At 67.4% G+C, this 24,669-nt stretch carries 32 protein-coding genes; 28 read left to right on the top strand and 4 right to left on the bottom strand.

Annotated elements, in window-relative coordinates:
- The first annotated feature begins 75 nt into the window (after nt 1-75).
- From MXC99_RS16575 to murA, 10 genes are read left to right on the top strand one after another with little or no spacing between them, the layout of a single operon-like run.
- A complete protein-coding gene (locus MXC99_RS16575; protein ID WP_247726513.1) occupies nt 76-897 on the top strand; it encodes an ABC transporter ATP-binding protein in 822 nt (273 codons plus the stop codon).
- On the top strand, nt 894-1,685 hold the full coding sequence (mlaE, locus tag MXC99_RS16570; RefSeq protein ID WP_247726512.1) for a lipid asymmetry maintenance ABC transporter permease subunit MlaE: 792 nt from the start codon (nt 894-896) through the stop codon (nt 1,683-1,685). Before MXC99_RS16575 ends, mlaE begins: the two co-directional genes overlap by 4 nt.
- Entirely contained in the window at nt 1,685-2,161 is a 477-nt protein-coding gene (mlaD, locus tag MXC99_RS16565; protein WP_247726511.1) for an outer membrane lipid asymmetry maintenance protein MlaD, read from the top strand. Before mlaE ends, mlaD begins: the two co-directional genes overlap by 1 nt.
- A gap of 32 nt (nt 2,162-2,193) precedes the next feature.
- A complete protein-coding gene (locus MXC99_RS16560) occupies nt 2,194-3,039 on the top strand; it encodes an MlaA family lipoprotein (RefSeq protein ID WP_247726510.1) in 846 nt (281 codons plus the stop codon).
- A gap of 15 nt (nt 3,040-3,054) precedes the next feature.
- On the top strand, nt 3,055-3,678 hold the full coding sequence (locus MXC99_RS16555; RefSeq protein ID WP_432654261.1) for an MlaC/ttg2D family ABC transporter substrate-binding protein: 624 nt from the start codon (nt 3,055-3,057) through the stop codon (nt 3,676-3,678).
- Nucleotides 3,675-3,968, top strand: a complete 294-nt coding sequence (locus MXC99_RS16550; RefSeq protein WP_247726509.1) for an STAS domain-containing protein — start codon at nt 3,675-3,677, stop codon at nt 3,966-3,968. The genes MXC99_RS16555 and MXC99_RS16550 overlap by 4 nt, the downstream gene beginning before the upstream one ends.
- Nucleotides 3,965-4,861, top strand: a complete 897-nt coding sequence (locus MXC99_RS16545; protein WP_247726508.1) for an ABC transporter ATP-binding protein — start codon at nt 3,965-3,967, stop codon at nt 4,859-4,861. Before MXC99_RS16550 ends, MXC99_RS16545 begins: the two co-directional genes overlap by 4 nt.
- Nucleotides 4,854-5,675, top strand: a complete 822-nt coding sequence (locus MXC99_RS16540; protein ID WP_247726507.1) for an ABC transporter permease — start codon at nt 4,854-4,856, stop codon at nt 5,673-5,675. The genes MXC99_RS16545 and MXC99_RS16540 overlap by 8 nt, the downstream gene beginning before the upstream one ends.
- An 11-nt stretch (nt 5,676-5,686) precedes the next feature.
- Nucleotides 5,687-5,944, top strand: coding sequence for a BolA family protein (locus tag MXC99_RS16535; RefSeq protein ID WP_075147104.1), 258 nt, complete (start codon nt 5,687-5,689; stop codon nt 5,942-5,944).
- 7 nt (nt 5,945-5,951) lie between these two features.
- On the top strand, nt 5,952-7,202 hold the full coding sequence (gene murA / locus MXC99_RS16530; RefSeq protein WP_247726506.1) for a UDP-N-acetylglucosamine 1-carboxyvinyltransferase: 1,251 nt from the start codon (nt 5,952-5,954) through the stop codon (nt 7,200-7,202).
- A gap of 123 nt (nt 7,203-7,325) precedes the next feature.
- Here murA and rnk read toward each other — a convergent pair whose 3' ends face one another.
- The gene (gene rnk, locus MXC99_RS16525) at nt 7,326-7,733 is read right to left on the bottom strand and encodes a nucleoside diphosphate kinase regulator (protein ID WP_075147106.1); all 408 of its coding nucleotides are present in this window, start codon (nt 7,731-7,733) and stop codon (nt 7,326-7,328) included.
- Between the two features lie 150 nt (nt 7,734-7,883).
- Between rnk and hisG the strand changes: the two genes are divergently transcribed.
- The gene (hisG, locus tag MXC99_RS16520; protein WP_247726505.1) at nt 7,884-8,528 is read left to right on the top strand and encodes an ATP phosphoribosyltransferase; all 645 of its coding nucleotides are present in this window, start codon (nt 7,884-7,886) and stop codon (nt 8,526-8,528) included.
- 10 nt (nt 8,529-8,538) lie between these two features.
- The gene (gene hisD, locus MXC99_RS16515; RefSeq protein ID WP_247726504.1) at nt 8,539-9,873 is read left to right on the top strand and encodes a histidinol dehydrogenase; all 1,335 of its coding nucleotides are present in this window, start codon (nt 8,539-8,541) and stop codon (nt 9,871-9,873) included.
- 16 nt (nt 9,874-9,889) lie between these two features.
- Here hisD and hisC read toward each other — a convergent pair whose 3' ends face one another.
- A complete protein-coding gene (gene hisC, locus MXC99_RS16510) occupies nt 9,890-10,963 on the bottom strand; it encodes a histidinol-phosphate transaminase (RefSeq protein ID WP_247726503.1) in 1,074 nt (357 codons plus the stop codon).
- A gap of 147 nt (nt 10,964-11,110) precedes the next feature.
- Here hisC and hisB point away from each other — a divergent pair, with 147 nt between their 5' ends.
- The 10 genes from hisB (at nt 11,111) to tatC (ending at nt 16,758) form a co-directional block, all read left to right on the top strand.
- Nucleotides 11,111-11,698: an imidazoleglycerol-phosphate dehydratase HisB gene (hisB, locus tag MXC99_RS16505; RefSeq protein ID WP_247726502.1), complete on the top strand. Its 588-nt coding sequence runs from the start codon at nt 11,111-11,113 to the stop codon at nt 11,696-11,698.
- Nucleotides 11,699-11,786: 88 nt separating this feature from the next.
- Complete coding sequence (hisH, locus tag MXC99_RS16500) at nt 11,787-12,425, top strand: imidazole glycerol phosphate synthase subunit HisH (RefSeq protein WP_247726501.1); 639 nt, start codon at nt 11,787-11,789, stop codon at nt 12,423-12,425.
- Between the two features lie 47 nt (nt 12,426-12,472).
- Nucleotides 12,473-13,222, top strand: coding sequence for a 1-(5-phosphoribosyl)-5-[(5-phosphoribosylamino)methylideneamino]imidazole-4-carboxamide isomerase (hisA, locus tag MXC99_RS16495; RefSeq protein WP_247726500.1), 750 nt, complete (start codon nt 12,473-12,475; stop codon nt 13,220-13,222).
- A gap of 34 nt (nt 13,223-13,256) precedes the next feature.
- Complete coding sequence (hisF, locus tag MXC99_RS16490; RefSeq protein WP_247726499.1) at nt 13,257-14,015, top strand: imidazole glycerol phosphate synthase subunit HisF; 759 nt, start codon at nt 13,257-13,259, stop codon at nt 14,013-14,015.
- Nucleotides 14,012-14,407 carry a phosphoribosyl-AMP cyclohydrolase gene (hisI, locus tag MXC99_RS16485; protein WP_107219979.1) on the top strand — a complete coding sequence of 132 codons (396 nt, stop codon included), beginning with the start codon at nt 14,012-14,014 and terminating at the stop codon, nt 14,405-14,407. The genes hisF and hisI overlap by 4 nt, the downstream gene beginning before the upstream one ends.
- Nucleotides 14,404-14,745 carry a phosphoribosyl-ATP diphosphatase gene (locus MXC99_RS16480; RefSeq protein ID WP_107219980.1) on the top strand — a complete coding sequence of 114 codons (342 nt, stop codon included), beginning with the start codon at nt 14,404-14,406 and terminating at the stop codon, nt 14,743-14,745. Before hisI ends, MXC99_RS16480 begins: the two co-directional genes overlap by 4 nt.
- On the top strand, nt 14,742-15,089 hold the full coding sequence (locus MXC99_RS16475; protein ID WP_247726498.1) for a histidine triad nucleotide-binding protein: 348 nt from the start codon (nt 14,742-14,744) through the stop codon (nt 15,087-15,089). Before MXC99_RS16480 ends, MXC99_RS16475 begins: the two co-directional genes overlap by 4 nt.
- Nucleotides 15,090-15,099: 10 nt before the next feature.
- Nucleotides 15,100-15,339, top strand: coding sequence for a Sec-independent protein translocase subunit TatA (tatA, locus tag MXC99_RS16470; protein WP_075147116.1), 240 nt, complete (start codon nt 15,100-15,102; stop codon nt 15,337-15,339).
- Between the two features lie 97 nt (nt 15,340-15,436).
- Nucleotides 15,437-15,934, top strand: coding sequence for a Sec-independent protein translocase protein TatB (gene tatB / locus MXC99_RS16465; RefSeq protein WP_247726497.1), 498 nt, complete (start codon nt 15,437-15,439; stop codon nt 15,932-15,934).
- Complete coding sequence (gene tatC / locus MXC99_RS16460) at nt 15,934-16,758, top strand: twin-arginine translocase subunit TatC (protein ID WP_247726572.1); 825 nt, start codon at nt 15,934-15,936, stop codon at nt 16,756-16,758. The genes tatB and tatC overlap by 1 nt, the downstream gene beginning before the upstream one ends.
- 22 nt (nt 16,759-16,780) lie before the next feature.
- On the opposite strand, the gene MXC99_RS16455 is transcribed toward tatC, so the two are convergent.
- Nucleotides 16,781-17,938: a Do family serine endopeptidase gene (locus MXC99_RS16455; protein WP_247726496.1), complete on the bottom strand. Its 1,158-nt coding sequence runs from the start codon at nt 17,936-17,938 to the stop codon at nt 16,781-16,783.
- An 89-nt stretch (nt 17,939-18,027) separates the two neighbouring features.
- Between MXC99_RS16455 and MXC99_RS16450 the strand changes: the two genes are divergently transcribed.
- Complete coding sequence (locus MXC99_RS16450; RefSeq protein WP_247726495.1) at nt 18,028-18,780, top strand: Nif3-like dinuclear metal center hexameric protein; 753 nt, start codon at nt 18,028-18,030, stop codon at nt 18,778-18,780.
- Nucleotides 18,781-18,812: 32 nt separating this feature from the next.
- On the opposite strand, the gene MXC99_RS16445 is transcribed toward MXC99_RS16450, so the two are convergent.
- Nucleotides 18,813-19,904 (bottom strand): type IV pilus assembly protein FimV, encoded by a 1,092-nt coding sequence (locus tag MXC99_RS16445; RefSeq protein ID WP_247726494.1) that lies wholly within the window; start codon nt 19,902-19,904, stop codon nt 18,813-18,815.
- A 193-nt stretch (nt 19,905-20,097) separates the two neighbouring features.
- Between MXC99_RS16445 and MXC99_RS16440 the strand changes: the two genes are divergently transcribed.
- The 5 genes from MXC99_RS16440 to MXC99_RS16420 all read left to right on the top strand — a co-directional run bounded on the left by MXC99_RS16440 (nt 20,098) and on the right by MXC99_RS16420 (nt 24,621).
- A complete protein-coding gene (locus tag MXC99_RS16440) occupies nt 20,098-20,652 on the top strand; it encodes a DUF2889 domain-containing protein (protein ID WP_247726493.1) in 555 nt (184 codons plus the stop codon).
- Nucleotides 20,653-20,880: 228 nt separating this feature from the next.
- A complete protein-coding gene (sucC, locus tag MXC99_RS16435; protein WP_247726492.1) occupies nt 20,881-22,041 on the top strand; it encodes an ADP-forming succinate--CoA ligase subunit beta in 1,161 nt (386 codons plus the stop codon).
- A 12-nt stretch (nt 22,042-22,053) separates the two neighbouring features.
- Nucleotides 22,054-22,947, top strand: coding sequence for a succinate--CoA ligase subunit alpha (gene sucD, locus MXC99_RS16430; protein ID WP_247726491.1), 894 nt, complete (start codon nt 22,054-22,056; stop codon nt 22,945-22,947).
- A gap of 126 nt (nt 22,948-23,073) precedes the next feature.
- Nucleotides 23,074-23,733 (top strand): FHA domain-containing protein, encoded by a 660-nt coding sequence (locus tag MXC99_RS16425; protein ID WP_247726490.1) that lies wholly within the window; start codon nt 23,074-23,076, stop codon nt 23,731-23,733.
- Between the two features lie 120 nt (nt 23,734-23,853).
- A complete protein-coding gene (locus tag MXC99_RS16420; RefSeq protein WP_247726489.1) occupies nt 23,854-24,621 on the top strand; it encodes a 3',5'-cyclic-nucleotide phosphodiesterase in 768 nt (255 codons plus the stop codon).
- The last annotated feature ends 48 nt before the right edge of the window (nt 24,622-24,669 follow it).

The raw sequence follows: 24,669 nt of genomic DNA, 5'->3' as shown, positions 1-24,669 counted from the left end.
CATTGCAGCAGGGAGGCTCGTGAGCCGGTTCTTCTCTGATATAATTTTTCGTTCACGAATCCCCTTTATTTCGACGTGTCCCCTCCTTCCGTCTCGGCCTCCCCGCTGGTTTCCCTGCGCGACGTGCGTTTTGCGTATGGCGAGCGCGAAGTGCTGCGCGGCATCGACCTGCGCGTGCATCGCGGGCAGGTGGTGGCCATCATGGGCGGGAGCGGTTGCGGCAAGACCACCTTGCTGCGCCTGATCGGCGGGCAGTTGCGGGCTTCGGCCGGCGCCGTCGAAGTGGACGGGCACGACGTCGCCAAGCTGCCGCTGGGCGAGCTGTACGCACTGCGCCGGCGGATGGGCATGCTGTTCCAGTTCGGCGCCTTGTTTACCGACATGAGCGTGTTCGACAACGTCGCCTTCCCGCTGCGCGAGCACACCGAGCTGCCTTCCGGCATGGTGCGCGATCTGGTGCTGATGAAGCTGCAGGCGGTCGGCCTGCGCGGTGCCGCGCGCCTCCGCCCGGGCGAGCTGTCGGGGGGCATGGCGCGCCGGGTGGCGCTGGCGCGCGCGGTGGCGCTCGACCCGATGCTGATCCTGTACGATGAACCGTTCGCCGGACTCGATCCGATTTCGCTCGGCATCATCGGCCAGCTCATCCGCCGCCTCAACGACGCGCTCGGTGCGGCGACGGTGATGGTGACCCACGATGTGCACGAATCGTTGGCGATCGTCGATTACATCTATTTCGTCTCCGGCGGGAGCATCGTCGCCCAGGGCACGCCGGACGAGATCCGGGCTTCGTCCGATCCTTTCGTGCACCAGTTCGTTCATGCCGAGGCCGACGGCCCCGTACCCTTCCATTATCCGGCGCCGCCGATCGAGAGCCTGTTCGGCGAGGCGGCGGCATGAACGGCGTGCTCGCCGCGCTGCGCCATGTCGGTGCCCTCACCATCGACGGCATCTGGCGGCTGGGTTTCGCCACTCGTTTCCTGGCCGCGGTCCTGCTCGCTTCCGGTCAGCCGCTGCGGCGCATCCACCTGACCGTCCGCGAGCTGTACTTCAGCGGCGTGCTGTCGCTGCTGATCATCTGCGTGTCCGGCCTGTTCGTCGGCCTCGTGCTCGGCCTGCAGGGCTACGACATCCTCCAGCGCTACGGTTCGGCCGATGCGGTCGGGGTGATGGTGGCGCTTTCCCTGCTGCGCGAACTCGGCCCGGTGATCGCCGCGCTGCTGTTCGCCAGCCGTGCCGGTTCGGCGATCACCGCCGAGATCGGCCTGATGAAGGCCACCGAGCAGTTGAAGGCGATGGACATGATGGCGGTCGATCCGGTCGCGCGCGTGGTGGCACCGCGTTTCTGGGGCGGCGTGCTGTCGATGCCGCTGCTGGCGGCGCTGTTTTCGGCGATGGGGGTGTTCGGCGGCTGGCTGATCACCGTCGTCGTCATCGGCGTCGATGACGGCGCCTTCTGGTCGCAGATGCAGGCTGCGGTGGAGATCCGCTACGACGTCGTGAACGGGGTGATCAAGTCCTTCGTCTTCGGTTTCGTGGTGTCCCTGATCGCGGTGTTCGAGGGCTACGACTGCCATCCGACCGCGGAAGGCGTGTCGCGCGCCATTACCCGCACGGTCGTCACTTCGGCGCTGGTGATCCTGGCGCTCGATTTCGTGCTCACCTCCTTCATGTTCCGGGGGCTATGATGAGTCGTACCGCGCTCGACCTGTGGGTCGGCATTTTCGTGGCGCTGGGGTTCGCGGCGCTGGTTTTCCTGGCGCTGCGGGTGGGCAATTCGTCCGGCTTCAACGCGGGCGACGCGTACCGGGTGGTGGCGCCGTTCGACAATATCGGCGGCTTGAAAGTGCGCGCCCCGGTCAAGAGCGCGGGCGTGCTCGTCGGCCGTGTCTCCGGCATCCGCTTCGACCCCGAAATCTACCGCGCGGTGGTCGATCTCGAGATCGACCGCCGCTACGCCTTCCCGGCGGACTCCACGGCTTCGATCCTCACCTCCGGCCTGCTCGGCGAGCAGTATGTCGGCCTCGAAGCGGGGGGCGATGTCGAGGTGCTGAAGGACGGCGACCGCGTGCTGATTACCCAGTCGGCGATGGTGCTGGAAAAGCTGATCGGCCAGTTCATGTTCGATCGTGCAGCGGACACGCCGCCGGCGACGGCGCAGTAAGCCCGCAGCGACCATCCTGGAGATCACCGCCGATGCAGGTGCAATTCCGTTTCCTTCGCCACCGGGGCCTGGCGGCAATCGCGCTGGCGGCAGCCATGCTCGCCGGCTGCGCCACCACGGCGACGCCCGGCGATCCGCTCGAAGGCTATAACCGGGCGATGTTCGCGTTCAACGAGCAGGTCGACAAGGTCGCCCTCGAACCCGCGGCCCGGGCGTACGCGTCCGTTGTGCCGGTGCCGCTGCGGACCGGTATCGGCAATTTCTTCGGCAACCTGGCCGACCCCTGGATCGGCCTCAACAACCTGCTGCAAGGCAAGGTGGCCGAGTCGCTGGGCGATTTCATGCGTTTCGCGTTCAACTCGACCTGGGGGGTGCTCGGCGTGCTCGACATCGCCAGCGAGGCGGGCCTGGCCAAGCACGACGAGGACCTCGGCCAGACCCTCGGACACTGGGGAGTAGGCGAGGGCGCCTATATCGTGCTGCCGTTCTTCGGCCCGCGCACGGTGCGCGATGCCCTGGCATTGCCGGCCGACATCGAGGGCGACAGCCCGCTTCGGATCGGTCACGTGCCGACGCGCAATACCCTGACCGGCGTGCGCATCGTCCACACCCGTCACACCCTGCTCGGTGCCGAGCGCACGCTCGAGGAGGCGACGCTGGACAAATACGCCTATGTCCGCGACTTCTACCTCGAACAACGCCGTTACAAGGTCAGTGATGGCAAGCGGGAGCGGGTGTACGAAGATTTCGACGACCTGTCGGCATCCCCGCTCGGCGACGGAATCGATGTGGCCGCCGTTGCCGCGGTGGCGAGCCTGGAACTGGCCCGGCTCCGGGGGGCGCGGTCGAGGCCGGCGGCACTTCCGCACAATCGATGAAGTAGGCGAAAGATCATGAAAAAACTGCTTGCCCTGTGCTGTTTCCTGTTCGCCGGCTTGTTGCCGGCGGCGATGGCCGATGTCACGGCGCCCGACGTCCTCGTGCGCGATGTCACGAACGAAGTGCTGGAGATCGTGCGTCGCGACAAGGCGATCCAGGCCGGCGACACCCAGCGCGTCATCGAACTGGTCGATGCGCGGGTGTTGCCGCATTTCGACTTCCGCCGCATGACCATGCTCGCGGTCGGGCGCGACTGGCGCGAGGCCAGTTCCGAGCAGCAGGAGCGCCTGACCGAAGCCTTCCGTACCCTGCTGGTGCGCACCTACTCGAATGCGCTGACCCAGTATCGCGACCAGGTCATCGCTTTCCTGCCTTCGCGCTTCACTCCGGCCGATACCCGGGTGCAGATCCGCACCGAAGTGCGCCAGTCCGGCGCCCAGCCGATCGGCATCGACTACATGCTGGAAAAGGGCGCGCAGGGCTGGAAAGTGTTCGATGTCGTCGTCGCTGGTGTGAGCTTGGTGACCAACTACCGCAGCAGCTTCGCCCAGGAAATCCGCAGCGGCGGCATCGACGGCCTGATCGCCTCGCTCGAGGCGCGCAACCGCGCGCTCGTCGACGAGCAGAAGCGTTCATGAACGGAGCCGGGGCCGCCGCGCGGTTCGCCCCGCAAGGGGCGTTGACGATGCGTACCGCCCCCGCGCTGCTCGACGAGGGGCGGCGGCGGGCGGGCGAGGGCGATCTCGTCGTCGATTTCGCCGCCGTCACCGAAGCCGATTCGGCCGCGCTCGCGCTGCTGCTCGACTGGCTGCGCGCCGCACGCGCGGCAGGGCACAGCCTGAAATTGCGCAACCTGCCGCAGGGGCTGGCGAGCCTCGCGGCGCTGTACGACCTCGATGCGGTGCTGCCACGCGAAGGTGAGGCATGATGCTGCCCGCGATCCGCATTCGCGGCGTCACCAAGCACTACGGTGCGCTGCAGGCACTCGGCGGGGTGGACCTGGAGATCGCCCAGGGCGAATTCTTCGGCCTGCTCGGGCCCAACGGCGCGGGCAAGACCACGCTGATTTCGGCGCTGTCCGGCCTGGTGCGCGCCGACCGCGGCAGCCTCGAGATCATGGGCTGCGATGTCGTCGCCGACTACCGCAGCGCGCGCCGCAACCTCGGTGTGGTGCCGCAGGAACTGGTGTTCGACCCCTTCTTCTCGGTGCGCGAGCTGCTGCGCATCCAGTCGGGCTATTTCGGCATCCGCCGCAACGACGACTGGATCGACGAGATCCTCGCCAGCCTCGACCTGAGCCACAAGGCCGGGGCCAACATGCGGATGCTGTCGGGGGGCATGAAGCGGCGCGTGCTGGTGGCCCAGGCCCTGGTGCACCGGCCGCCGGTGATCGTCCTCGACGAGCCCACCGCGGGCGTGGATGTGGAACTTCGCCAGGGGCTGTGGCAGTTCATCCGCAAGCTCAATCGCGACGGCCACACGATCGTGCTCACCACCCATTACCTGGAAGAGGCCGAAACCCTGTGCGGGCGCATCGCCATGCTCAAGGCCGGCAAGGTGGTGGCGCTCGACACCACCGAAAATCTGTTACGGCGTTTTGCCACCCACACCCTGCGCGTGCGCGCCGAGGCGCCGGCGGCCGCGCTTGCCCTCGGTGGGGTGGAGGGCGCGGAAGGCTGGATCGAGCTCGCCTTCGACAGCTATGCCGATGTCGAGCGACTGCTCGCCCGTCTGCGCGAGGCCGGCGCCGGCGTGAGCGAGCTGCAGCTCGGCGAACCCGATCTCGAGCGCGTCTTCGTCGAGGTGATGCATCGTGCCTGAACCGTCCCCGCGCGCGGTCGTGCCGCCGCGCATCGAGCCGTTGGCGGCGGAGTCGCCGCTGGCCGGCTTCCGCACCCTGCTTTACAAGGAAACGCTGCGCTTCTGGAAGGTCGGCTTCCAGACCGTGGCCGCGCCGGTGCTCAACGCCCTGCTGTTCCTGCTGATCTTCTCCCACGTGCTCGAGCGCCACGTCACCGTCTATGGCGATGTCGCCTACACCAGCTTCCTGGTGCCGGGTCTGGTGATGATGTCGGTGCTGCAGAACGCCTTCGCCAACAGCTCGTCGTCGCTGATCCAGAGCAAGATCACCGGCAACATCATCTTCGTGCTGCTGCCGCCGCTGTCCTACCGTGAGTTCTACGCCGCCTACGTCATCGCCTCGACCCTGCGCGGGCTGATGGTGGGGGCCGGCGTGCTGGCGGTCGCTTCGCCGTTCGTCGAGCTGCCGCTCGCCCATCCGTTGTGGGTGCTGGCCTTTGCCGTGATGGGCGGGGTGATCCTCGGCTCCTTCGGCGTCATCGCCGGCATCTGGGCGGACAAGTTCGACCAGCTCGCCGCCTTCCAGAACTTCCTCATCCTGCCGCTGACGATGCTCTCGGGCGTGTTCTACTCGATCCACTCGCTGCCGCGGTTCTGGCAGGACGTATCGCATTTCAACCCGTTCTTCTTCATGATCGACGGCTTCCGTTACGGTTTCTTCGGTCAATCGGACACTTCGCCCTGGCTGTCGCTGGGCGTGGTGTGCCTGTGTTTCGTCTCCCTCGCGGCCCTCACCCTGGCGATGCTTGCCCGGGGCTACAAGCTGCGTTCCTGAAAGGATTCATCATGTTCGAAGCAAGCGAGATCAAGCGTCTGATCGAGCAGGGCTTGCCCTGCGAGTTCGTCTTCATCGAGGGCGACGACGGCGTCCATTTCCGCGGCATCGTCGCCAGCGCCGCGTTCGAGGGCAAGACCAAGGTGCGCCAGCACCAGGCGGTGTATGCCACCCTCGGGCCCCTGATGGGCAACGAGATCCACGCCCTGCAGCTGCAGACCTTCACTCCCGCGCAGTGGGAGGAAGGTCGCGGCGAGCTGGGGATGTGACATTCGCATGGACAAGCTGCTGATCGAAGGCGGGGCCCGCCTGCACGGCGAGATCGCCATTTCCGGCGCCAAGAACGCGGCGCTGCCGATCCTGTGTGCGGCGCTGCTGAGCGCCGAGCCGGTGACCTTCACCAACGTGCCGCGCCTCAACGACATCGACACCCTGCTGGCGCTGCTCGGGCAGATGGGAGTGAAGGTCGCGCGCGAGGGGCACACTGTGACCCTCGACGCCGGCGGCCTCGACAATCCGGTCGCGCCCTACGAGATGGTCAAGACCATGCGCGCCTCGATCCTCGTGCTCGGCCCGTTGGTGGCGCGCTGCGGCGAGGCCCGGGTGTCGCTGCCCGGCGGCTGCGCGATCGGTGCCCGCCCGGTGGATCAGCACATCAAGGGCCTGCAGGCGATGGGGGCCGAGGTCCGCGTCGAGCACGGCTATGTGCACGCCACCGTGCCGCGGCTGAAGGGCGCGCGCCTGTTCACCGACATGGTCACCGTCACCGGTACCGAGAACCTGATGATGGCGGCGACGCTCGCCGCCGGCGAAACGGTGATCGAGAACGCCGCGCGCGAGCCCGAGGTCGTCGACCTGGCCAACTGCCTGGTGGCGATGGGAGCGCAGATTTCCGGCGCCGGTTCCGACGTGATCCGCATCCGCGGCGTCGATCGCCTGCACGGCGCGACCCACCGCATCATGCCCGACCGCATCGAGACCGGGACCTACTTGTGCGCGGCCGCGGTCACCGGCGGCGAGGTCCGGCTCACCGGCACGTCGTCGTGCTATCTCGATGCGGTGATCGACAAGCTGATGGACGCCGGCTGCGAGATCGTCTCCGAACGCGACGCGATCCGCCTCAAGGCGCCGGCGCGGCTCGGCGCGGTGAGCTTGCGCACCGCGCCCTACCCGGCTTTCCCCACCGACATGCAGGCCCAGTTCATGGCGATCAACTGTGTCGCCAGCGGGGTGGCGATGATCCGCGAAACGATCTTCGAGAACCGTTTCATGCATGCGGTCGAGCTCCAGCGCCTGGGGGCCGACATCCGCATCGATGGCAATACCGCGGTGGTGCAGGGCGTGGCGAAGCTCGAAGGGGCGACGGTGATGGCCACCGATCTGCGCGCCTCGGCCAGCCTGGTGGTCGCCGGCCTGGTCGCCGAGGGCGAGACCACGATCGAGCGCATCTACCATCTCGACCGTGGCTACGAGCGGCTGGAAGCCAAGCTGGCGGCGCTGGGGGCGAAGGTCAGGCGCCTGACCTGAAACCGCCGGGGCGCCAGCCCCGGTCGCGGCCAGTGCGCTCAAGGAAAGATATGGCCGGATTCCGGGTTTTCTTCGAGGGCGCCTTCCGCTGCCCTTCCCCTGTTTGAGGGGCGCTTGGGATGCTCAGAGGTCGAACTGGCCGTTGGCTTCGGGCTGCCAGGTGACTTCGAGCACTTTCAGGCGGATCGTCTTGCCGTCGACCGTCTTCCAGTCGATCGTCTGGCCGCTGGACAGGCCGAGCAGGGCGCTGCCGGCGGGCGAGAAAATCGACACCCGGTGCGCTTCGGCGTCGGCGTCCTTGGGGTAGGCCAGGGTCAGCTCGTACTCGCGCCCGGTGTTTTCCTCCAGGAAGCGGGCGCGGCTGTTCATCGTGATGACGTCGGCCGGCATTTCTTCCGGTTCGCGCACGTCGGCGCGCTCGAGTTCCGCGCGCAGGCCGTCGAGGTCGCTGCGGCTGCGGAAGGCGGGAAGGGTGAGCAGGCCTTCGAGGCGCTCGAGGTCGCTGCTGGAGACGATGATCGACGGTTTCATGCTACGGGTTTCCTGCTCGAAATGTGCGCCGGGGCGGCCGCGGAACAAAACAAAAGGCCGAACCGCCTCTTGCGGTTCAGCCCGTCGCCGAAAGGCTAACAGAAGCGGCGCCGGGTTACAATGATGGCCCGATCGATCAAGGCTTTCCCCGTGTCCAGCATCACGCTCGCCCTGTCCAAGGGGCGCATCTTCGAAGAAACGCTGCCGCTGCTGGCAGCCGCCGGCATCGTGCCGACCGACAATCCCGAGTCCTCGCGCAAGCTGATCATCGGCACCAACCGCCCCGATGTGCGCCTGGTCATCGTGCGCGCGACCGACACCCCGACCTACGTCCAGTACGGCGCCGCCGACCTCGGCATCGCAGGCAAGGACGTGCTGCTCGAACACGGCGGCGCGGGGCTGTACCAGCCGCTGGATCTGAACATCGCGAAGTGCCGCTTGTGCGTTGCGGTGCAGAAAGGCTTCGATTACGTCGCCGCCACCCGGCCGGGCGGGCGCATCCGCGTCGCCACCAAGTACATGAATGCCGCCAAGGCCCATTTCGCCGGCAAGGGCATGCATGTGGACCTGATCAAGCTCTACGGCTCGATGGAGCTGGCGCCGCTGGTCGGGCTGGCCGACGCGATCGTCGATCTGGTCTCGACCGGCGGCACGCTGCGCGCGAACAATCTCGAAGAGGTCGAGGACATCATGCCGATCAGTTCGCGCCTGATCGTCAACCAGGCCTCGCTCAAGCTCAAGCGCGAACTGCTGCAGCCGGTGCTGGACGCCTTCGCCGGCGCGATCCGGCCCTGAGGAGGCTCCGATGAGTCCGATTTCCGCCACCCCCGCGTCTGCGCGCACGGCGATTCGTCGCCTCGACGCGCGCGAGCCCGAATTCCTCTCCACCCTCGACGCGCTGCTCGCCTTCGAATCCGAAGCCGATGAACGCATCGATGCCGCCGCCACCGAGATCCTGCGCGCGGTGCGCACTACCGGTGACGCTGCAGTGGTCGAATTCACCCGCCGCTTCGACGGTCTGGAGGTGCATTCGATGGCGGCGCTGGAGCTGCCGAAGGCCGAACTCGATGCCGCGCTCGAGCGCCTGCCGTCCGCGCAGCGCGAGGCGCTCTCTATCGCCGCGGAGCGCGTACGCGCCTATCACGAGCGCCAGAAGGGCGAGTCCTGGACCTTCACCGAGGCCGACGGCACCCGCCTGGGGCAGAAAGTCACGCCGCTCGACCGCGTCGGCCTCTATGTTCCGGGCGGGCGCGCGTCTTATCCCAGTTCGGTGCTGATGAACGCGATCCCGGCCAAGGTCGCCGGCGTCGGCGAGCTGATCATGGTCGTGCCCACTCCGCGCGGCGAGAAAAATCCGCTGGTGCTGGCTGCCGCCGCGATCACCGGGGTCGATCGCGTGTTCACCATTGGCGGCGCGCAGGCGGTGGCGGCGCTCGCCTACGGCACGCAGACGATCCCGCAGGTCGACAAGATCGTCGGCCCGGGCAACGCTTATGTCGCCGAGGCCAAGCGCCGGGTGTTCGGCACCGTCGGCATCGACATGGTCGCCGGCCCGTCCGAGGTGCTGATCCTGTCCGACGGCTCCGGTCATGCCGACTGGGTGGCGATGGACCTGTTCGCGCAGGCCGAGCACGACGAGTTGGCGCAGTCGATCCTGCTGTGCACCGACGCCGCCTTCATCGACGCGGTGCACGACGCGATCGACCGCCTGTTGCCGACGATGCCGCGCCGCGACACGATCGCGAAGTCGCTCGCCAACCGCGGCGCGCTGATCCGCGTCGACAACCTGGAGCAGGCCTGCGCGCTCGCCAACCGCATCGCCCCCGAGCACCTCGAACTGGCGCTCGACGACGCCGAAGCCTGGATCGACCGCATCCGCCACGCCGGCGCGATCTTCGTCGGCCACTGGGCGGTGGAGGCGCTCGGCGACTACTGCGCCGGTCCCAACCACGTGCTGCCGACGATGCGCAGCGCGCGCTTCTCGTCGCCGCTGGGCACCTACGACTTCCAGAAGCGCACCAGCATCGTCAATATCTCGCAGGCCGGCGCCCAGCATCTGGGCAGGGTGGCGTCGATCCTCGCCCATGGCGAAGGCCTGCAGGCGCACGCGCGCTCGGCGGAGATGCGGCTGCAGCCCTGACCGGGCCGGAGGCGGCTCAGCCGCGGAGGATTTCCGCCAGTGCGCCGACGAGGATGGCGCACTGCGCGTCCGTTCCCACCGTGATGCGCAGGAACTGGTCGATGCGCGGCGCCTTGAAGTGGCGCACGATGATCGCGCGCTTTCTCAGTTCGGCCGCCAGTTCGGCCCCGTCCCGCGCCGGATGACGGGCGAAAATGAAGTTGGCCGCCGAAGGCAGGACTTCGAATCCCAGCGCCCGCATCTGCCCGAGCAGGGTCTCGCGGGTGGCGATGACTTTGCCGCAGCTCGCGCGGAAGTGCTCTTCGTCCTCGACCGAAGCCACCGCGCCGGCGATCGCCAGGCGGTCGAGCGGATAGGAGTTGAAGCTGTTCTTGACCCGTTCGAGGGCTTCGACGAGCCCGGCGTGGCCGGCGGCGAAGCCGACGCGTAGGCCTGCGAGCGAGCGACTCTTGGAAAAGGTGTGCACGACGAGCAGGTTCGGGTACTTGTCCACCAGCGCGATCGCGCTCTCGCCGCCGAAATCGACGTAGGCCTCATCGACCAGCACCACCGCCTCCGGGTTGGCGGCGACGATGCGCTCGACTTCGGCCAGGGCGAGGGCGCGGCCGGTGGGGGCGTTGGGATTGGGGAAGATGATCGCTCCGGCACGGTTCTCGCCCTGCGGCAGATAGTCCTCGACGCGGATCGAATAGTCGGCGGCGAGCGGCACGGTGCGGTGGGCGATGCCGTACAGGCCGCAATACACCGGATAGAAGCTGTAGGTGATGTCGGGGAACCACAGCGCCCGCTCGTGCTTGAGCAAGGCCATGAAAGCGTGGGCGAGGACTTCGTCCGAGCCGTTGCCGACGAAGATCTGCTGCGGCTGGAGGCCGTGGCGCCCGGCGAGCGCCGCTTTCAGGGCGTCGGCGTTGGGGTCGGGGTACAGGCGCAGGGCCTCGCCGGTGGCGGCGCGGATCGCTTCGAGAGCGCGCGGCGAGGGACCATAGGGGTGCTCGTTGGTGTTGAGCTTGACCAGGTTGTCGAGCTTGGGCTGCTCGCCCGGAACATAAGGGGTCAGGCCGTGGACGACGGCGCTCCAGTAGCGGCTCATGGATGTGTCTGCGGTCAGGGGTTCGAGTGGCGAATCGGCAACGCCGAAGCGCTGCCGCTGTCCACCGCACAGGCCGCGTTTTGCAGCCATGTTGCCGGGCGATGGTATCATGGCCCGAACCTCCCATTCTGAAGCCAACAGCCAGCCATGCGGCAAGCCGAAGTCACTCGCAATACCCTCGAAACCCGGATCACCGTACGCATCGATCTCGACGGAACGGGAAAAGGCCGGCTCGACACGGGCGTGCCTTTCTTCGATCACATGCTCGACCAGATCGTGCGCCACGGCCTGATCGATCTCGACATCCAGTGCGAGGGCGATACCCACATCGACGACCATCACACCGTCGAGGATGTCGGCATCACGCTCGGGCAGGCGTTCGCGAAGGCGCTCGGCGACAAGAAGGGCGTGCGCCGCTACGGCCATGCCTACGTGCCGCTGGACGAGGCGCTGTCGCGGGTGGTGGTGGATTTCTCCGGCCGCCCCGGGCTGCACTACTTCGTCGACTACACCCGGGCCCGCATCGGCAACTTCGACGTGGATCTCGTGCGCGAATTCTTCCAGGGTTTCGTCAACCACGCTGGAGTGTCGCTGCACGTCGATAATCTGCGCGGCGACAATGCCCATCACCAGTGCGAGACCGTGTTCAAGGCCTTCGCCCGCGCCCTGCGCATGGCGGCCGAGCATGACGAGCGCGCTGCCGGCACCATTCCTTCGACCAAGGGCGCGCTCTGAGCGCCAGGGTTCCGGGCAGCCTTTCTGTGACCATGAACCGGCCGCCGCGCCCCGCGGCCGCCCATTTTCCCGATAGCGAGTCCACACGATGACCACCGTGGCCATCATCGATTACGGCATGGGCAACCTGCGTTCGGTCGCGAAGGCGATCGAGCACGTCGCCCCCGGCCATGAAGTTTTCATTACCTCCGATCCGGCGCGGGTCGCCGCCGCCGAACGGGTCGTGTTCCCGGGGCAGGGGGCGATGCCCGACTGCATGCGCGAGCTCGATGCCCGCGGCCTGCGTCCGGCGGTGCTCCGGGCCGCGGCGGAAAAACCCTTCCTCGGGATCTGCATCGGCCAGCAGATGCTGTTCGAACACAGCGCCGAAGGCGACGTGCCCGGGCTCGGCATCCTCCCCGGCGAGGTCGTCCGTTTCCCGCCTGCGCGCATGGTCGCTGCCGACGGCAGCCGGCTGAAAGTGCCGCACATGGGCTGGAACGAAGTCTGGCAGCGTGCCCCCCATCCGCTGTGGGAGGGGATCGCCGACGGCGAGCGCTTCTATTTCGTGCATAGCTATTTCGTCGCTCCGGCCGACGCCGCGCTGACTGCGGCCGAGACCGATTACGGCCTGCGGTTTACCAGTGCGGTAGCGCGGGCTAATATCTTCGCCGCCCAGTTCCACCCGGAAAAGAGCGCCGCAGCCGGTCTCCGCCTGCTCGCCAACTTCATCCGCTGGCAGCCCTGAGCGCCTGCGGCCCATTCTCACCCCGCTTCACTTCAACTGATCCCGGTATGCTGCTGATTCCCGCCATCGACCTCAAGGACGGTCACTGTGTACGCCTGAAACAGGGCGAAATGGACGACGCCACGGTGTTTTCCGAAGACCCGGGCGCGATGGCGCGCCACTGGCTCGAGCGTGGCGCCCGCCGCCTGCATCTGGTGGACCTGAACGGCGCTTTTGCCGGCAAGCCCAAGAACGGCGCCGCGATCCGTGCCATCACCGACGAAGTCGGCGACGACATCCCGGTCCAGCTCGGCGGCGGCATCCGCGACCTCGATACCATCGAGCACTACCTCGACAACGGCATCAGTTACGTCATCATCGGTACCGCCGCGGTGAAGAACCCCGGTTTCCTGCACGACGCCTGCAGCGCCTTCCCCGGCCACATCATCGTCGGCCTCGATGCCAAGGACGGCAAAGTGGCGGTCGATGGCTGGTCCAAGCTCACCGGCCACGATGTCGTCGATCTGGCGAAGAAGTTCGAGGACTACGGCGTCGAGGCGGTCATCTACACCGACATCGGTCGCGACGGCATGCTCTCCGGAGTCAACATCGAGGCCACCGTACGCCTGGCACGCGCGCTGCGCATTCCGGTCATCGCCAGCGGCGGCATCACCGACCTCGCCGACATCGACGCGCTGTGCGCGGTCGAGGACGAAGGCATCATGGGCGCAATCACCGGGCGCGCGATCTACGAGGGCACGCTCGATTTTGCCGCGGCCCAGGCGCGTGCCGACGAACTGAACGGTGTGACCGAATGAGCCTTCCCATGCCCCCTTCCGCCGAGTGTCGCTGATGCTGGCCAAGCGCATCATTCCCTGCCTGGACGTGAAGGCCGGCCGCGTCGTCAAGGGGGTCAATTTCGTCGAGCTGCGCGATGCCGGCGACCCGGTGGAGATCGCCCGCCGCTACGACGAGCAGGGCGCCGACGAACTCACCTTTCTCGACATCACCGCCAGCTCCGACGAGCGCGACATCATCCTCCACGTCGTCGAGCAAGTCGCCGAGCAGGTCTTCATTCCGCTCACCGTCGGCGGCGGCGTGCGCGTCGTCGATGACGTGCGCCGCCTGCTCAACGCCGGCGCTGACAAGGTCAGCATGAACACCGCGGCAGTCAACAACCCGCAACTGGTCCATGACGCCGCCAGCCGCGTCGGCAGCCAGTGCATCGTCGTCGCCATCGACGCCAAGCAGACCGCGCTGGGCAAGTGGGAGGTATTCACCCACGGCGGGCGCAACAACACCGGCCTGGATGCGATCGACTGGGCGCGCCGGGTCGAGGCCCTGGGCGCGGGCGAGATCCTGCTCACCAGCATGGACCGCGACGGCACCAAGAGCGGCTTCGACCTCGCGCTGACGCGCGCGGTGTCCGACGCGGTGTGCATTCCGGTGATCGCCAGCGGCGGCGTGGGCACCCTCGAGCATCTCGCCGAAGGCGTCTCCGAAGGACGTGCCGACGCGGTGCTGGCGGCGAGCATCTTCCATTTCGGTCAGCATACGGTGCGCGAGGCCAAGGAGCTGATGCGCGCGCGCGGCATCGAGGTGCGCCTGTGAGCGAGAACACGCGCTGGCTCAACGAAGTCAAGTGGGACGAGCACGGCCTGGTGCCGGTGATCGCGCAGGAGGCGTCCTCGGGCGACGTGCTGATGTTCGCCTGGATGAACCGCGACGCCTTGCAGCGCACCGCCGAGACCGGCGAGGCAGTCTACTGGTCGCGCTCGCGGCGCAAGCTGTGGCACAAGGGCGAGGAGTCCGGCCACGTGCAGAAGGTAGTCGACATCCGCATCGACTGCGATAACGACGTCGTGCTGCTCAGGATCGAGCAGGTCGGCGGCATCGCCTGCCACACCGGGCGGCACAGCTGCTTTTTCCAGAAGTATTTCGCCGATGGCCACTGGCAGGCCGTCGAACCGGTTTTGAAAGACCCGCAGGAGATCTACAAGTGATCGATATCGAAGTGCTGCGCCGCGTCTCCGACACCCTGGTGGCGCGCAAGCAGGCAGACCCCGACGCCTCCTACGTGTCCAGCCTCTACGCCAAGGGGACCGACGCGATCTGCAAGAAAGTCGCCGAAGAGGCTGCCGAAACAATCATGGCGGCGAAGGACCAGGACCGCCTGCACCTGGTGTGGGAAGTGACCGACCTGTGGTTCCATTCGCTGGTGCTGCTGGCGCACCACGGCCTGTCGGTGGAGGACGTGATCGCCGAGTTCCGCCGCCGCGAAGGCGTGTCCGGCATCGACGAGAAGAAATCGCGTACCGCGCAGGTGGAGGTCCGGGGATGAGCGACTGCATTTTCTGCCGCATCGTGCGCGGCGAGATCCCTTCGCGGAAAGTGTACGAGGACGAGCACATCCTCGCCTTTCACGACATCAACCCGCTCGCTCCGGTGCACATCCTGGTGATTCCCAAGGCGCACGTGGACTCGATGGCCCAGCTCGAACCGGAACACGAGGCGGCGATGGGGCGTCTGATGGTTGCAGCGGGGCGGATCGCCCGCGAGCACGGCTGTGCCGACGGTTTCCGCACCATCGTCAATACCGGAAGGGTCGGCCTGCAGGAGGTGTATCATCTGCACCTCCATATTCTGGGCGGGCCCGACCCCTTGCCGCCCATGTTGAAGCGTTAAGGAGAGCGGTATGGGTTCTTTCAGCATCTGGCACTGGCTGATCGTGCTGGTCATCGTCCTGCTGGTGTTCGGGACCAAGAAGCTGCGCAACATCGGCTCCGATCTCGGCGGCGCGGTGAAGGGCTTCAAGGATGGCATGAAGGAAGGCGACAGCAGCGCCTCCTCCGCCGACGCCCCCCAGCAGAAGATCGTCAACGGCCAGACGATCGACGGCGAAGCGCGGGAAAAGGTCGACAACGGCCGTTCCTGATCCCTGCGTTCCGAGTGCGGGAGGGGCGCCCTGACGGGAGCGCCCCTTCGTTTTCCTGCGGGTCGCCGGCGGCAATCCGCGTCTGGGGCGAGCAGCCATGTTCGATTTCGGTTTTTCTGAACTCATTGTGATCGGCGTCGTGCTGCTGGTCGTGGTCGGGCCCGAGCGCCTGCCCAAGGTCGCGCGCACCGCTGGCCACCTGCTCGGACGGGTGCAGCGCTACGTGTCCGATGTGAAGTCGGACATCCAGCGCGAGATGCAGCTCGAGGAGCTCAAGAAGCTGCAGGAACAGGTCCGCCAGCAGGCGCAGGAGGTCGAGTCCTCGGTACGCTCCGGCGTGGCGAGCGTCGAATCCGAAGCCGGGCGCACCGTCGGCGAGCTGCGCTCGATGCTGCCGGCCTCGGTCGCCGGGCAGCCGGCGCCGCAGGCCGAATCTTCCGCGGCGGGCACCTCCCCGCCGGGAGCGGCCTCCGCTTCGCACCCCTCCCTTCCCCAGGAGCCCCCGCCCCGGGCGAGCGACGACTCCCAGCTCGACCTCGGGCTCGGCGAGGCTGCGCCGCAGCCGGCGCCCCCCGGCGACAAGGCCAAGGCATGATGAGCGCACAACAGGAAACCTTCATCGCCCACCTCATCGAGTTGCGCGACCGCCTGATCCGCGCCCTGATCGCGGTGGCCGTCGTCTTCGTCTGCCTGATGCCGTGGGCGGGCGACATCTACGACCTCCTCGCCCGACCGATGATGAACACGCTGCCCGAGGGCACGAACATGATCGCCACCGGCGTGGTCACGCCCTTCTTCGTCCCGGTGAAAGTGACGATGATGGTTTCCTTCGTGCTGGCGCTGCCCTGGGTGCTGTACCAGGCCTGGGCCTTCATCGCCCCCGGCCTCTACGCCCACGAAAAGCGCATGGCGCTACCGTTGGTGCTGGGCAGCACGCTGCTGTTCCTGATCGGGATGGCGTTCTGCTACTTCTTCGTGTTCGGCATGGTGTTCAAGTTCATCGCCGAATTCGCGCCCAAGAGCATCGTGCCGGCGCCGGACATCGAGCAGTACCTGTCCTTCGTGATGTCGATGTTCCTCGCTTTCGGCATCACTTTCGAGGTTCCGGTGGCGGTGATCCTGCTGGTGAAGGCCGGCGTCGTCGATGTCGCCAAACTGCGCGAGATGCGGCCCTACGTGATCGTCGCCGCGTTCGTCATCGCCGCCATCGTCACCCCGCCGGATGTGATTTCGCAGTTCATGCTGGCGGTGCCGATGTGCCTGCTCTACGAGCTCGGCATCGTGCTGGCGAAAATGATCACCCGGCCCGCAGCACGAGCGGAGGCTGCACAGGTGCCGGCTCCAGCCGCGCTGCAGGGGCCGGACGGGGAGCCGGAGCGAAGCCTCGAAGCGGACGACCGTCCGGGCGGGAAGGGCTGAAGCGCCGCGCGCCGTCGCCGGCTCAGCGGCTCGCCGGCGGCGTCGGCCGCCGCCCCACCTCGACTGCGAGCTCGAGCTTCTGGGCGCCGCGACGGATGCGGAAGACGGCCCGCTGCCCGGGCGGCAGGGCGGCCACCATGTCGAGCATCGATTTCGGATCGCGCACCTCCTTGCCGTCGAGGCCGACCAGCACGTCGCCGGGGCGGATGCCGGCGCGATCCGCCGGGCTGCCGCGCAGGACGCCGGCGATCAATGCGCCCTCGGCATCCCGGTAACCGAACGATTCGGCCAGCTCCGGAGTCAGCTCCTGGATTTCCACGCCGACCCAGCCGCGGGTGACTTCGCCGGTGGCGACGATCTGTTCGAGGACGTTGCGCGCGATCGACACCGGAATGGCGAAGCCGATGCCGAGCGAGCCGCCCGAGCGCGAATAGATCGCGGTGTTGATGCCGACCAGGTGTCCGGTGCTGTCGACCAGCGCGCCGCCCGAGTTGCCCGGGTTGATCGCGGCATCGGTCTGGATGTAGTTCTCGAACGTGTTGATGCCGAGCTGCTTGCGCCCGAGCGCGGAGACGATGCCCATCGTCACCGTCTGGCCGACGCCGAACGGGTTGCCGATGGCGAGCACGACGTCGCCGACGGTGAGGCTGTCGCCGGCCGAGAACGTGATCGCCGGCAGGCCGGCGTCGGCGTCGATGTGCAGCACCGCGAGATCGGTTTCCGGGTCGCGGCCAACCAGGCGGGCGGGAAACTGGCGACCGTCGTTGAGGGCGATCTCGATCGCGTCGGCGGTTTCGATGACGTGGTTGTTGGTCAGGACGTAGCCTTCCGGGCTGACGATGACGCCGGAGCCGAGGCCGGATTCACGCTGCTCCGGGGCGTTCGGCAGGCGTTCGCCGAAAAAGTGGCGGAACAGCGGATCGTCGAGCAGGGGGTGGCGCTGGCTGCGGCCTTTCTTGCTGGTAAAGACATGGACCACCGCGGGCATCGAGCGCTGCGCCGCCGCCGCATAGGAGCCGGCGGCGGGGGTGCGCTCGGTGCCGGCCGGCGCTTCCAGGATCGCGACCACCGAGGCCGGCGCCGTATCGCGCAGCCATTCGGGCCTGAGCGTATTGACGACGAACAGCACGGCGACGCTGACGGTCACGGCTTGCGCGAAGATCAGCCACAGACGGCGCATAATGACTCGCTCAATGGGCGGGAATCGAAAACCGGCCGGCGGCGGGCGAAGCGGATCGACGCCGGCCACAGCCGGGGAGTGGAAAACGAATGCGACTCATCGAACTGGACAGGCGCCTGGAAGCCTTGTTCGACGCTGCGGGATTGAAGGATTATTGCCCAAACGGCCTGCAAGTGGAAGGACGCGCCGAGGTCGCGCGCGTGCTGTGCGGCGTCACCGCGAGCCAGGCTTTGCTCGATCTCGCCCGCGACGGCGACTATGACGCGGTCTTCGTGCATCACGGCTATTTCTGGAAAGGCGAGGACGGTCGCATCACCGGCATCCGCCGCCAGCGTCTGCGCACCCTGCTGGCCAACGACATCAGCCTGTTCGCCTACCACCTGCCGCTCGACGCTCATCCCGAACTGGGCAACAACGCCCAGTTCGGGCGCCTGATGGGATGGTGCGCGGATGGCCGTTTCGCCGATCAGGCGCTGGGCTGGATCGGCAGTCCGGGAAGCCGGGAAGGCGAAAGCGCCGCCGGGCTGGCGCGCTCGATCGCGGCCCGGCTGGGACGGGACCCCCTGCTGGTGGGAGACGGCGCGCGCGCGGTGCGGCGGGTGGCGTGGTGCACCGGGGGGGCGCAGGGGTTTTTCGAGCAGGCGATCGCCGCCGGGGCGGATCTGTACGTTTCCGGCGAGGCGTCCGAGCAGACCGTGCATCTGGCGCGCGAATCCGGAGTGCCCTACGTCGCCGCCGGCCATCATGCGACCGAGCGTTACGGTGTCCGCGCGGTGGCCCGCCACCTGGCCGAACAATTCGGCCTGCACGCCGATTTCGTCGATCTGCCCAATCCGGTCTGAGCTGCGGCGATGTGCCGCGGACCGGGGCCGCTTCAGGCCTGCCCGGCCGCAGCGGCCCCGGACGCCGCCGGGCAGGGGCCGAGTTCGTCGTCGAGGATCGCCGACAGCAGCAGGATTTCGTCGATCACCGTAAACGGGAAGCCGGCCCGCGTGCCCTCGCGATTGTCGCGCAACAGCTGCTGCAGGTAGAGCTGGCAGGCGGGGGTGCGCCAGTTCTCCTGCAGCGTCCTGACGATGTGCGGCATGTCTTCGATGCGGGTGGTGGAGGCGCGCAGTTCGTCGTAGTTTTGCCAGGTGACGACATTGACGTTGAAGGTCTTGTTGAGCTCCTTGGCGATGGTGTCGAACTCGATGCGCAGGCCGGCGGCCCGATACACTTCGAGCAGCTTCAGCCACGGCGTCACGGCCTGTCGGGGGTTGCCGCGGATGAATTCGGCGAGGGTTTCGGCGGCGCCGTGCATGCGGCCGAAGCTCATCATGATCTCCGCCAGCTCCACCGCCGACTTGTGCTCTTCGCTGTTCGGCTCCGCGCTCGGCGCCGCCGGCTTGCGTGTTTCGCCGTGGGCGCTCCAGTCGAGGACGGACGGGGCGGCACCGGACTCGGGTGCCGGGTGCGCGCCGCTGCCGGTGGCGGGCGTCGATGCTGCACTGGCGGCAGGTGCCGGGGCGAAGGCCGCGCCGCGCCGGCGCCGCACCCACACCCATCCGGCCAGCAGCAGGGCGACTGCCGCCAGCGCGCCAGGGAGGTAGGGGGCGCGGCTTGCCGCGGTCGTGGCGGGGGGCGCTGTCGGCGGAAATGGCTCGGGGCCGGGCGGGGCAGCGGCCGCCACCGGTGCCGAAGCGGCCGGTGCGCCGGGGGCGACGGCGGGGGATGCATGGGCGGCGGCGATGCGACGCTCGAGCTCGCTTCGGGCCTCCTCGAGATCGCGGATGCGGTCGAGCAGCTCGCTTTCGACGGCGATGCTGCGCTCGATCGCGGCCGCGAGTTCGCGCGCGCGCGCGTCGGTATCGGCCGTCACGGCTGCGCCGCCCGCTTCCGCGGGGGCTGCGGACGCCGCCGGGGCGACCGGCAGGAACAGGGCCGCGGCGAGCGCGAGGGCGGGCGTGATCCGTCTGTCGTTCATGTTCCGCGCGTCCGGCGGCAGGTTGATCGGTGCAAGGCTTTTATCAGACTCTCATGCGCGATTCCAGCGACTATGCCGCAATTCCGCCGCAGCGTGAATTTTTCCGCTGCGCCCACGGTGGGAGTGCGGCCGGTGCGCCCGGGGAAATCGGTTAAGATCCGGTTTCGATACGCAGCCGTACGTTTCGCCGACCATGCCGCTTCCCGCCCCCGCTCTGCCCCGGCGTCCGATTCACCGCCGGAACATCGAAATCCAAGGTTTCCAGCGCGCCGACGGCCTGCTCGAACTCGATGCCTCGATCACCGACATCAAGGGCATCGACTACCAGCTCGGGTCCGGACTGCGGCCGGCGGGAGAACCCGTCCACCTGATGCGGATCAGGGTCACGCTCGACGAGGACTTCAACATCGTCGACGCCGCCGCCTGTTCGGACGGCGTGCCCTACCCGGGCCAGTGCGACACCATCGGGCCGGTCTACCGCAAGCTCGTCGGCCTCAACCTGGTGCGCGGCTTCCGTCGCACCGTGGGGGAAATGTTCGCCGACGTGCGCGGCTGCACCCACCTCACCGAAATGCTGCTGTCCCTGCCCACGGCGGCGATCCAGACCGCCGCTTCGTTCCGCAGCGACAGCGAAGACACCACCGGCAGGCCCTTCCAGATCGACCGCTGCCATGCGCTCGAGAGCTCGGCCGAGGCCGTGCGGCTGTACTACCCGAAGTGGTATCGGGGCGCGCGAAGCGAAGTCTGAGCTGCGGATCGGTTCCGCGGTGCACTGCGCAAAACCGGTTATAATTATGGGGTCTTGCGGTCGACGCGCAGCTTTGCGCGCGCCGGGGACCGGGTCCGTTTACCTGGATCCGGCGCGGAGGGTCGCGCTCGAGGGAGACAGCGCCCGACGTGGAGTGCAAGCTCCGAAGCATGCCATCAACCTGTTCGCGACGGGCTGCCTCGTCGTGACTTCGATCGAAGGGCAACCATGAAGATTCATGAGTATCAGGCAAAAGAACTACTGAGGAAGTACGGTGTCGTGACGCCGCGCGGTTTCCACTGCGTGTCGGTCGACGGGGCGGTGAAGGCGGCTGAAGAGCTGGGCGGCAAGATCTGGGTGGTCAAGGCGCAGATCCACGCCGGCGGCCGCGGCAAGGGCGGTGGCGTCAAGCTCGCGCGCTCGCTCGACGAAGTGCGCCAGCACGCCAGCGACATCCTGGGCATGCAGCTGGTCACGCACCAGACCGGCCCGGAAGGTCAGAAGGTGCGCAACCTGCTGATCGAGGAAGGCGCCGACATCCAGAAGGAATACTACGTCGCCGCGCTGACCGATCGCGCCACGCAGAAGGTCGCGATCATGGCCTCCTCCGAAGGCGGCATGGACATCGAGGAAGTCGCGCACAGCACGCCCGAGAAGATCCTCAAGGAGTTCGTCGATCCGCTCGTCGGCCTCACCGACGGCCAGGCCGAGAACCTCGCCCGCGGCATCGGCGTGCCCGAGGCCTCGGTCGCCAAGGCGGTCGATACGCTCAAGCGCCTGTACACCTGCTACATGGAAACCGATGCCTCGCTGGCGGAAATCAACCCGCTGATCCTCGAAGGCAACGGCAATATCAAGGCCCTGGACGCCAAGTTCAATTTCGACTCCAACGCGCTCTACCGTCACCCGGACATCGTCGATTTCCGTGACTTCGACGAAGAAGACGCGGACGAGATCGAAGCATCCAAGTTCGATCTCGCCTACATCAGCCTCGACGGCAACATCGGCTGCCTGGTGAACGGCGCCGGTCTGGCGATGGCGACGATGGACACGATCAAGCTGTTCGGCGCCGAGCCGGCCAACTTCCTCGACGTCGGCGGCGGCGCCACCACCGAGAAAGTCACCGAAGCGTTCAAGATCATGCTCAAGAACCCCAAGGTCAAGGGGATCCTGGTCAACATCTTCGGCGGCATCATGCGCTGCGACACCATCGCCGCCGGCGTCGTCGCCGCAGCCAAGGAAGTGAACCTCTCCGTCCCGCTCGTGGTGCGCATGAAGGGCACCAACGAAGACCTCGGCAAGAAGATCCTCGCCGAGTCGGGCCTGCCGATCATCGCCGCCGACACCATGGCGGAAGCCGCGACCAAGATCGTCGCTGCGGTCAAGTAAGGAGAGCTTCGAATGTCCATCCTGATCAACAAAGACACCAAAGTCATCACCCAGGGGATCACCGGTAAGACCGGCCAGTTCCACACCGAGAAGTGCCAGGAGTACGCCAACGGCAAGAACTGCTTCGTCGCCGGGGTGAACCCGAAGAAGGCCGGTGAGAAGATCTTCGACATCCCGATCTACGCTTCGGTGAAGGAGGCTGCGGCCGAGACCGGCGCCACCGTGTCGGTGATCTACGTGCCGCCCGCGGGTGCCGCCGACGCGATCTGGGAAGCTTGCGAGGCCGACCTCGACCTGGCGATCTGCATCACCGAAGGCATCCCGGTGCGCGACATGCTGATCGTGCGCAACAAGATGAAGCAGAAGGTCGCCAAGGGCGGCAAGGAAACCCTGCTGCTCGGCCCCAACTGCCCCGGCCTGATCACGCCCGACGAGATCAAGATCGGCATCATGCCCGGCCACATCCACCGCAAGGGCCGCATCGGCGTGGTCTCGCGCTCCGGCACGCTGACCTATGAAGCCGTCGCCCAGCTCACCGAAATCGGTCTCGGCCAGTCGTCGGCGGTCGGCATCGGCGGCGACCCGATCAACGGTCTCAAGCACATCGACGTGATGCGCATGTTCAACGACGATCCCGACACCGACGCGGTGATCATGATCGGCGAGATCGGCGGTCCGGACGAAGCCGAAGCCGCGCAGTGGTGCAAGGCCAACATGAAGAAGCCGATCGTCGGCTTCATCGCCGGCGTCACCGCGCCCGCGGGCAAGCGCATGGGCCACGCCGGCGCGCTGATCTCGGGCGGCGCCGACACCGCCGACGCCAAGCTCGCGATCATGGAAGAGTGCGGCTTCACGGTCACGCGCAACCCCTCCGAGATGGGCAAGCTGCTGAAGGCGATGCTCTAAGCGTCGTTTCTTCCGTTGCACCGAAAAGCGCCGGCCGGTCCGGCGCTTTTTCGTCCACGGGGTATCGGCGGGGGCGTAGAATCGGCCTTCCACCCCGCCGCGCAGCCACCTCACGGGTAAAGCACTATGCCGAAGTTGATCCTCAGCATGGACGGCCTCGTTCTCAAGGAGCTTGTGCTCTCCAAAGAGCGCACGACGATCGGCCGCAAGCCCGACAACGACATCCAGATCGACAACCTCGCCATCAGCGGCCAGCACGCCGTCATCACCTGCATTCTCGGCGACGCTTTCCTCGAGGACCGGAACAGCACCAACGGCACCTACCTGAACGGCCAGCCGGTCAAGAAGCAGGTGCTGCAGAACAACGACGTGATCGAGCTGGGCAAGTACCGGCTGAAGTTCATCGCCGACTGCGCCGCGCCCGGCGCCGCCGCCGATGTCGTCGATGCCGCCGCGCTCAAGCCTTTCGAGATGTCCGGTCCGATTCCCGATGCCGGCCCGGCCGCCGGCCCCGGGCCCGACCGCATCGGCGTGATCCAGATCCTGAACGGCGCCGGCGCTGGCCGCGAGCTGCCGTTGACGAAGCCGCTCACCACGCTCGGCAAGCCCGGTCGGCAGGTCGCGGTGATCACGCGCCGGCCGCGCGGCTACTTCATCACCCATGTCGAAGGGGCGTCCTTCCCCCTCGTCAATGGCCGGGCACTCGACGCCCGGCCTCACCCGCTCGGCGAGCACGACATCGTCGAACTCGCCGGGGTGAAGATGGAATTCTTTTTCCGCTCCTGAGGAGCCGCGCAGCGTGAATTCCTGCCTACCCCGGTCCGCCCGCGCGGTGGCACCCTGCGAGGATGCGCGGCGGACATCCCCGCTGCGCCGTCGCAGCCGGGGCTGCGACCGGGAAAGGCGATGAAACTTACGGTACTCGGCTGCAGCGGCGGCATCGGCGATCGGCACGCGCGCACCACCTCCCTCCTTGCCGATGACGACATCCTGATCGATTGCGGGACGGGGGTAGGCGATCTGCCGTTCGCGGCCCTGCTGCGCATCGACCATGTCTTCGTGACCCACGCCCACCTCGACCACATCGCCTGCCTGCCCTTGCTGATCGAAGCGGTGGGTGAGCTGCGCGAGCGGCCGCTGACCGTGCATGCAACGCCGGAGACGGTCGCCATCCTCCGCGCGCATATCTTCAACTGGCACATCTGGCCCGATTTTTCGGCCCTTCCCGACCGTGCCGCACCCTATTTGCGCTTCGCCCCGATCGCCGAAGGGGAAGGCCGCCGCCTGGGCGGGCGGACGATCACCGCGCTGCCTGTCCGCCATACCGTGCCGGCGGTCGGCTACCGCCTCGACAGTGGTGCCGGACAACTGGTGTTTTCCGGCGACACCGCGTACTGCGCGGAACTGGTCGCCGCGATCAACGCTTGCCCGGCCCTGCGCCACCTGGTCATCGAGGCGGCTTTTCCCGACGAGCAACAGAACCTGGCAGCGGCCTCCCGCCACCTGTGCCCGAGCCTGTTGCAGGCCTTGCTGACCGAACTCACCGTCAGCCCGGAAATCCACGTCAGCCACCTGAAGCCCGGCGGTGCCGCGCGCATCATGGCGCAGATCGGCGCCGGGGGCGGGCGGTTGCGGCCGCGGCAGCTGCAGCAGGGACAGGTGCTCGAATTCTGACCCGCGTCGCGGGCGCGCCGCCCCGCCATCTTGCAAGCGAAACCATCG

The organism is Thauera aromatica (genome assembly GCF_023093595.1).
Taxonomy (GTDB): Bacteria; Pseudomonadota; Gammaproteobacteria; order Burkholderiales; family Rhodocyclaceae; genus Thauera; species Thauera aromatica_A.
The sequence above is the reverse complement of the archived record's forward strand: the minus strand, read 5'-3'. Positions and strand labels throughout refer to the sequence as shown.

Coding starts and splice junctions, on each gene's coding strand:
- hisA (WP_247726500.1), top strand. CDS start 12,473: ATGCTGCTGATTCCCGCCATCGACCTCAAGGACGGTCACTGTGTACGC.
- mlaE (WP_247726512.1), top strand. CDS start 894: ATGAACGGCGTGCTCGCCGCGCTGCGCCATGTCGGTGCCCTCACCATC.
- MXC99_RS16475 (WP_247726498.1), top strand. CDS start 14,742: ATGAGCGACTGCATTTTCTGCCGCATCGTGCGCGGCGAGATCCCTTCG.
- MXC99_RS16555 (WP_432654261.1), top strand. CDS start 3,055: ATGAAAAAACTGCTTGCCCTGTGCTGTTTCCTGTTCGCCGGCTTGTTG.
- sucD (WP_247726491.1), top strand. CDS start 22,054: ATGTCCATCCTGATCAACAAAGACACCAAAGTCATCACCCAGGGGATC.
- hisC (WP_247726503.1), bottom strand. CDS start 10,963: ATGAGCCGCTACTGGAGCGCCGTCGTCCACGGCCTGACCCCTTATGTT.
- MXC99_RS16440 (WP_247726493.1), top strand. CDS start 20,098: ATGCCGCTTCCCGCCCCCGCTCTGCCCCGGCGTCCGATTCACCGCCGG.
- rnk (WP_075147106.1), bottom strand. CDS start 7,733: ATGAAACCGTCGATCATCGTCTCCAGCAGCGACCTCGAGCGCCTCGAA.
- MXC99_RS16545 (WP_247726508.1), top strand. CDS start 3,965: ATGATGCTGCCCGCGATCCGCATTCGCGGCGTCACCAAGCACTACGGT.
- mlaD (WP_247726511.1), top strand. CDS start 1,685: ATGAGTCGTACCGCGCTCGACCTGTGGGTCGGCATTTTCGTGGCGCTG.
- murA (WP_247726506.1), top strand. CDS start 5,952: ATGGACAAGCTGCTGATCGAAGGCGGGGCCCGCCTGCACGGCGAGATC.
- MXC99_RS16450 (WP_247726495.1), top strand. CDS start 18,028: ATGCGACTCATCGAACTGGACAGGCGCCTGGAAGCCTTGTTCGACGCT.
- tatC (WP_247726572.1), top strand. CDS start 15,934: ATGAGCGCACAACAGGAAACCTTCATCGCCCACCTCATCGAGTTGCGC.
- hisH (WP_247726501.1), top strand. CDS start 11,787: ATGACCACCGTGGCCATCATCGATTACGGCATGGGCAACCTGCGTTCG.
- hisB (WP_247726502.1), top strand. CDS start 11,111: ATGCGGCAAGCCGAAGTCACTCGCAATACCCTCGAAACCCGGATCACC.
- MXC99_RS16425 (WP_247726490.1), top strand. CDS start 23,074: ATGCCGAAGTTGATCCTCAGCATGGACGGCCTCGTTCTCAAGGAGCTT.
- MXC99_RS16560 (WP_247726510.1), top strand. CDS start 2,194: ATGCAGGTGCAATTCCGTTTCCTTCGCCACCGGGGCCTGGCGGCAATC.
- tatB (WP_247726497.1), top strand. CDS start 15,437: ATGTTCGATTTCGGTTTTTCTGAACTCATTGTGATCGGCGTCGTGCTG.
- sucC (WP_247726492.1), top strand. CDS start 20,881: ATGAAGATTCATGAGTATCAGGCAAAAGAACTACTGAGGAAGTACGGT.
- MXC99_RS16420 (WP_247726489.1), top strand. CDS start 23,854: ATGAAACTTACGGTACTCGGCTGCAGCGGCGGCATCGGCGATCGGCAC.
- hisD (WP_247726504.1), top strand. CDS start 8,539: ATGAGTCCGATTTCCGCCACCCCCGCGTCTGCGCGCACGGCGATTCGT.
- MXC99_RS16550 (WP_247726509.1), top strand. CDS start 3,675: ATGAACGGAGCCGGGGCCGCCGCGCGGTTCGCCCCGCAAGGGGCGTTG.
- MXC99_RS16445 (WP_247726494.1), bottom strand. CDS start 19,904: ATGAACGACAGACGGATCACGCCCGCCCTCGCGCTCGCCGCGGCCCTG.
- tatA (WP_075147116.1), top strand. CDS start 15,100: ATGGGTTCTTTCAGCATCTGGCACTGGCTGATCGTGCTGGTCATCGTC.
- MXC99_RS16535 (WP_075147104.1), top strand. CDS start 5,687: ATGTTCGAAGCAAGCGAGATCAAGCGTCTGATCGAGCAGGGCTTGCCC.
- MXC99_RS16455 (WP_247726496.1), bottom strand. CDS start 17,938: ATGCGCCGTCTGTGGCTGATCTTCGCGCAAGCCGTGACCGTCAGCGTC.
- hisF (WP_247726499.1), top strand. CDS start 13,257: ATGCTGGCCAAGCGCATCATTCCCTGCCTGGACGTGAAGGCCGGCCGC.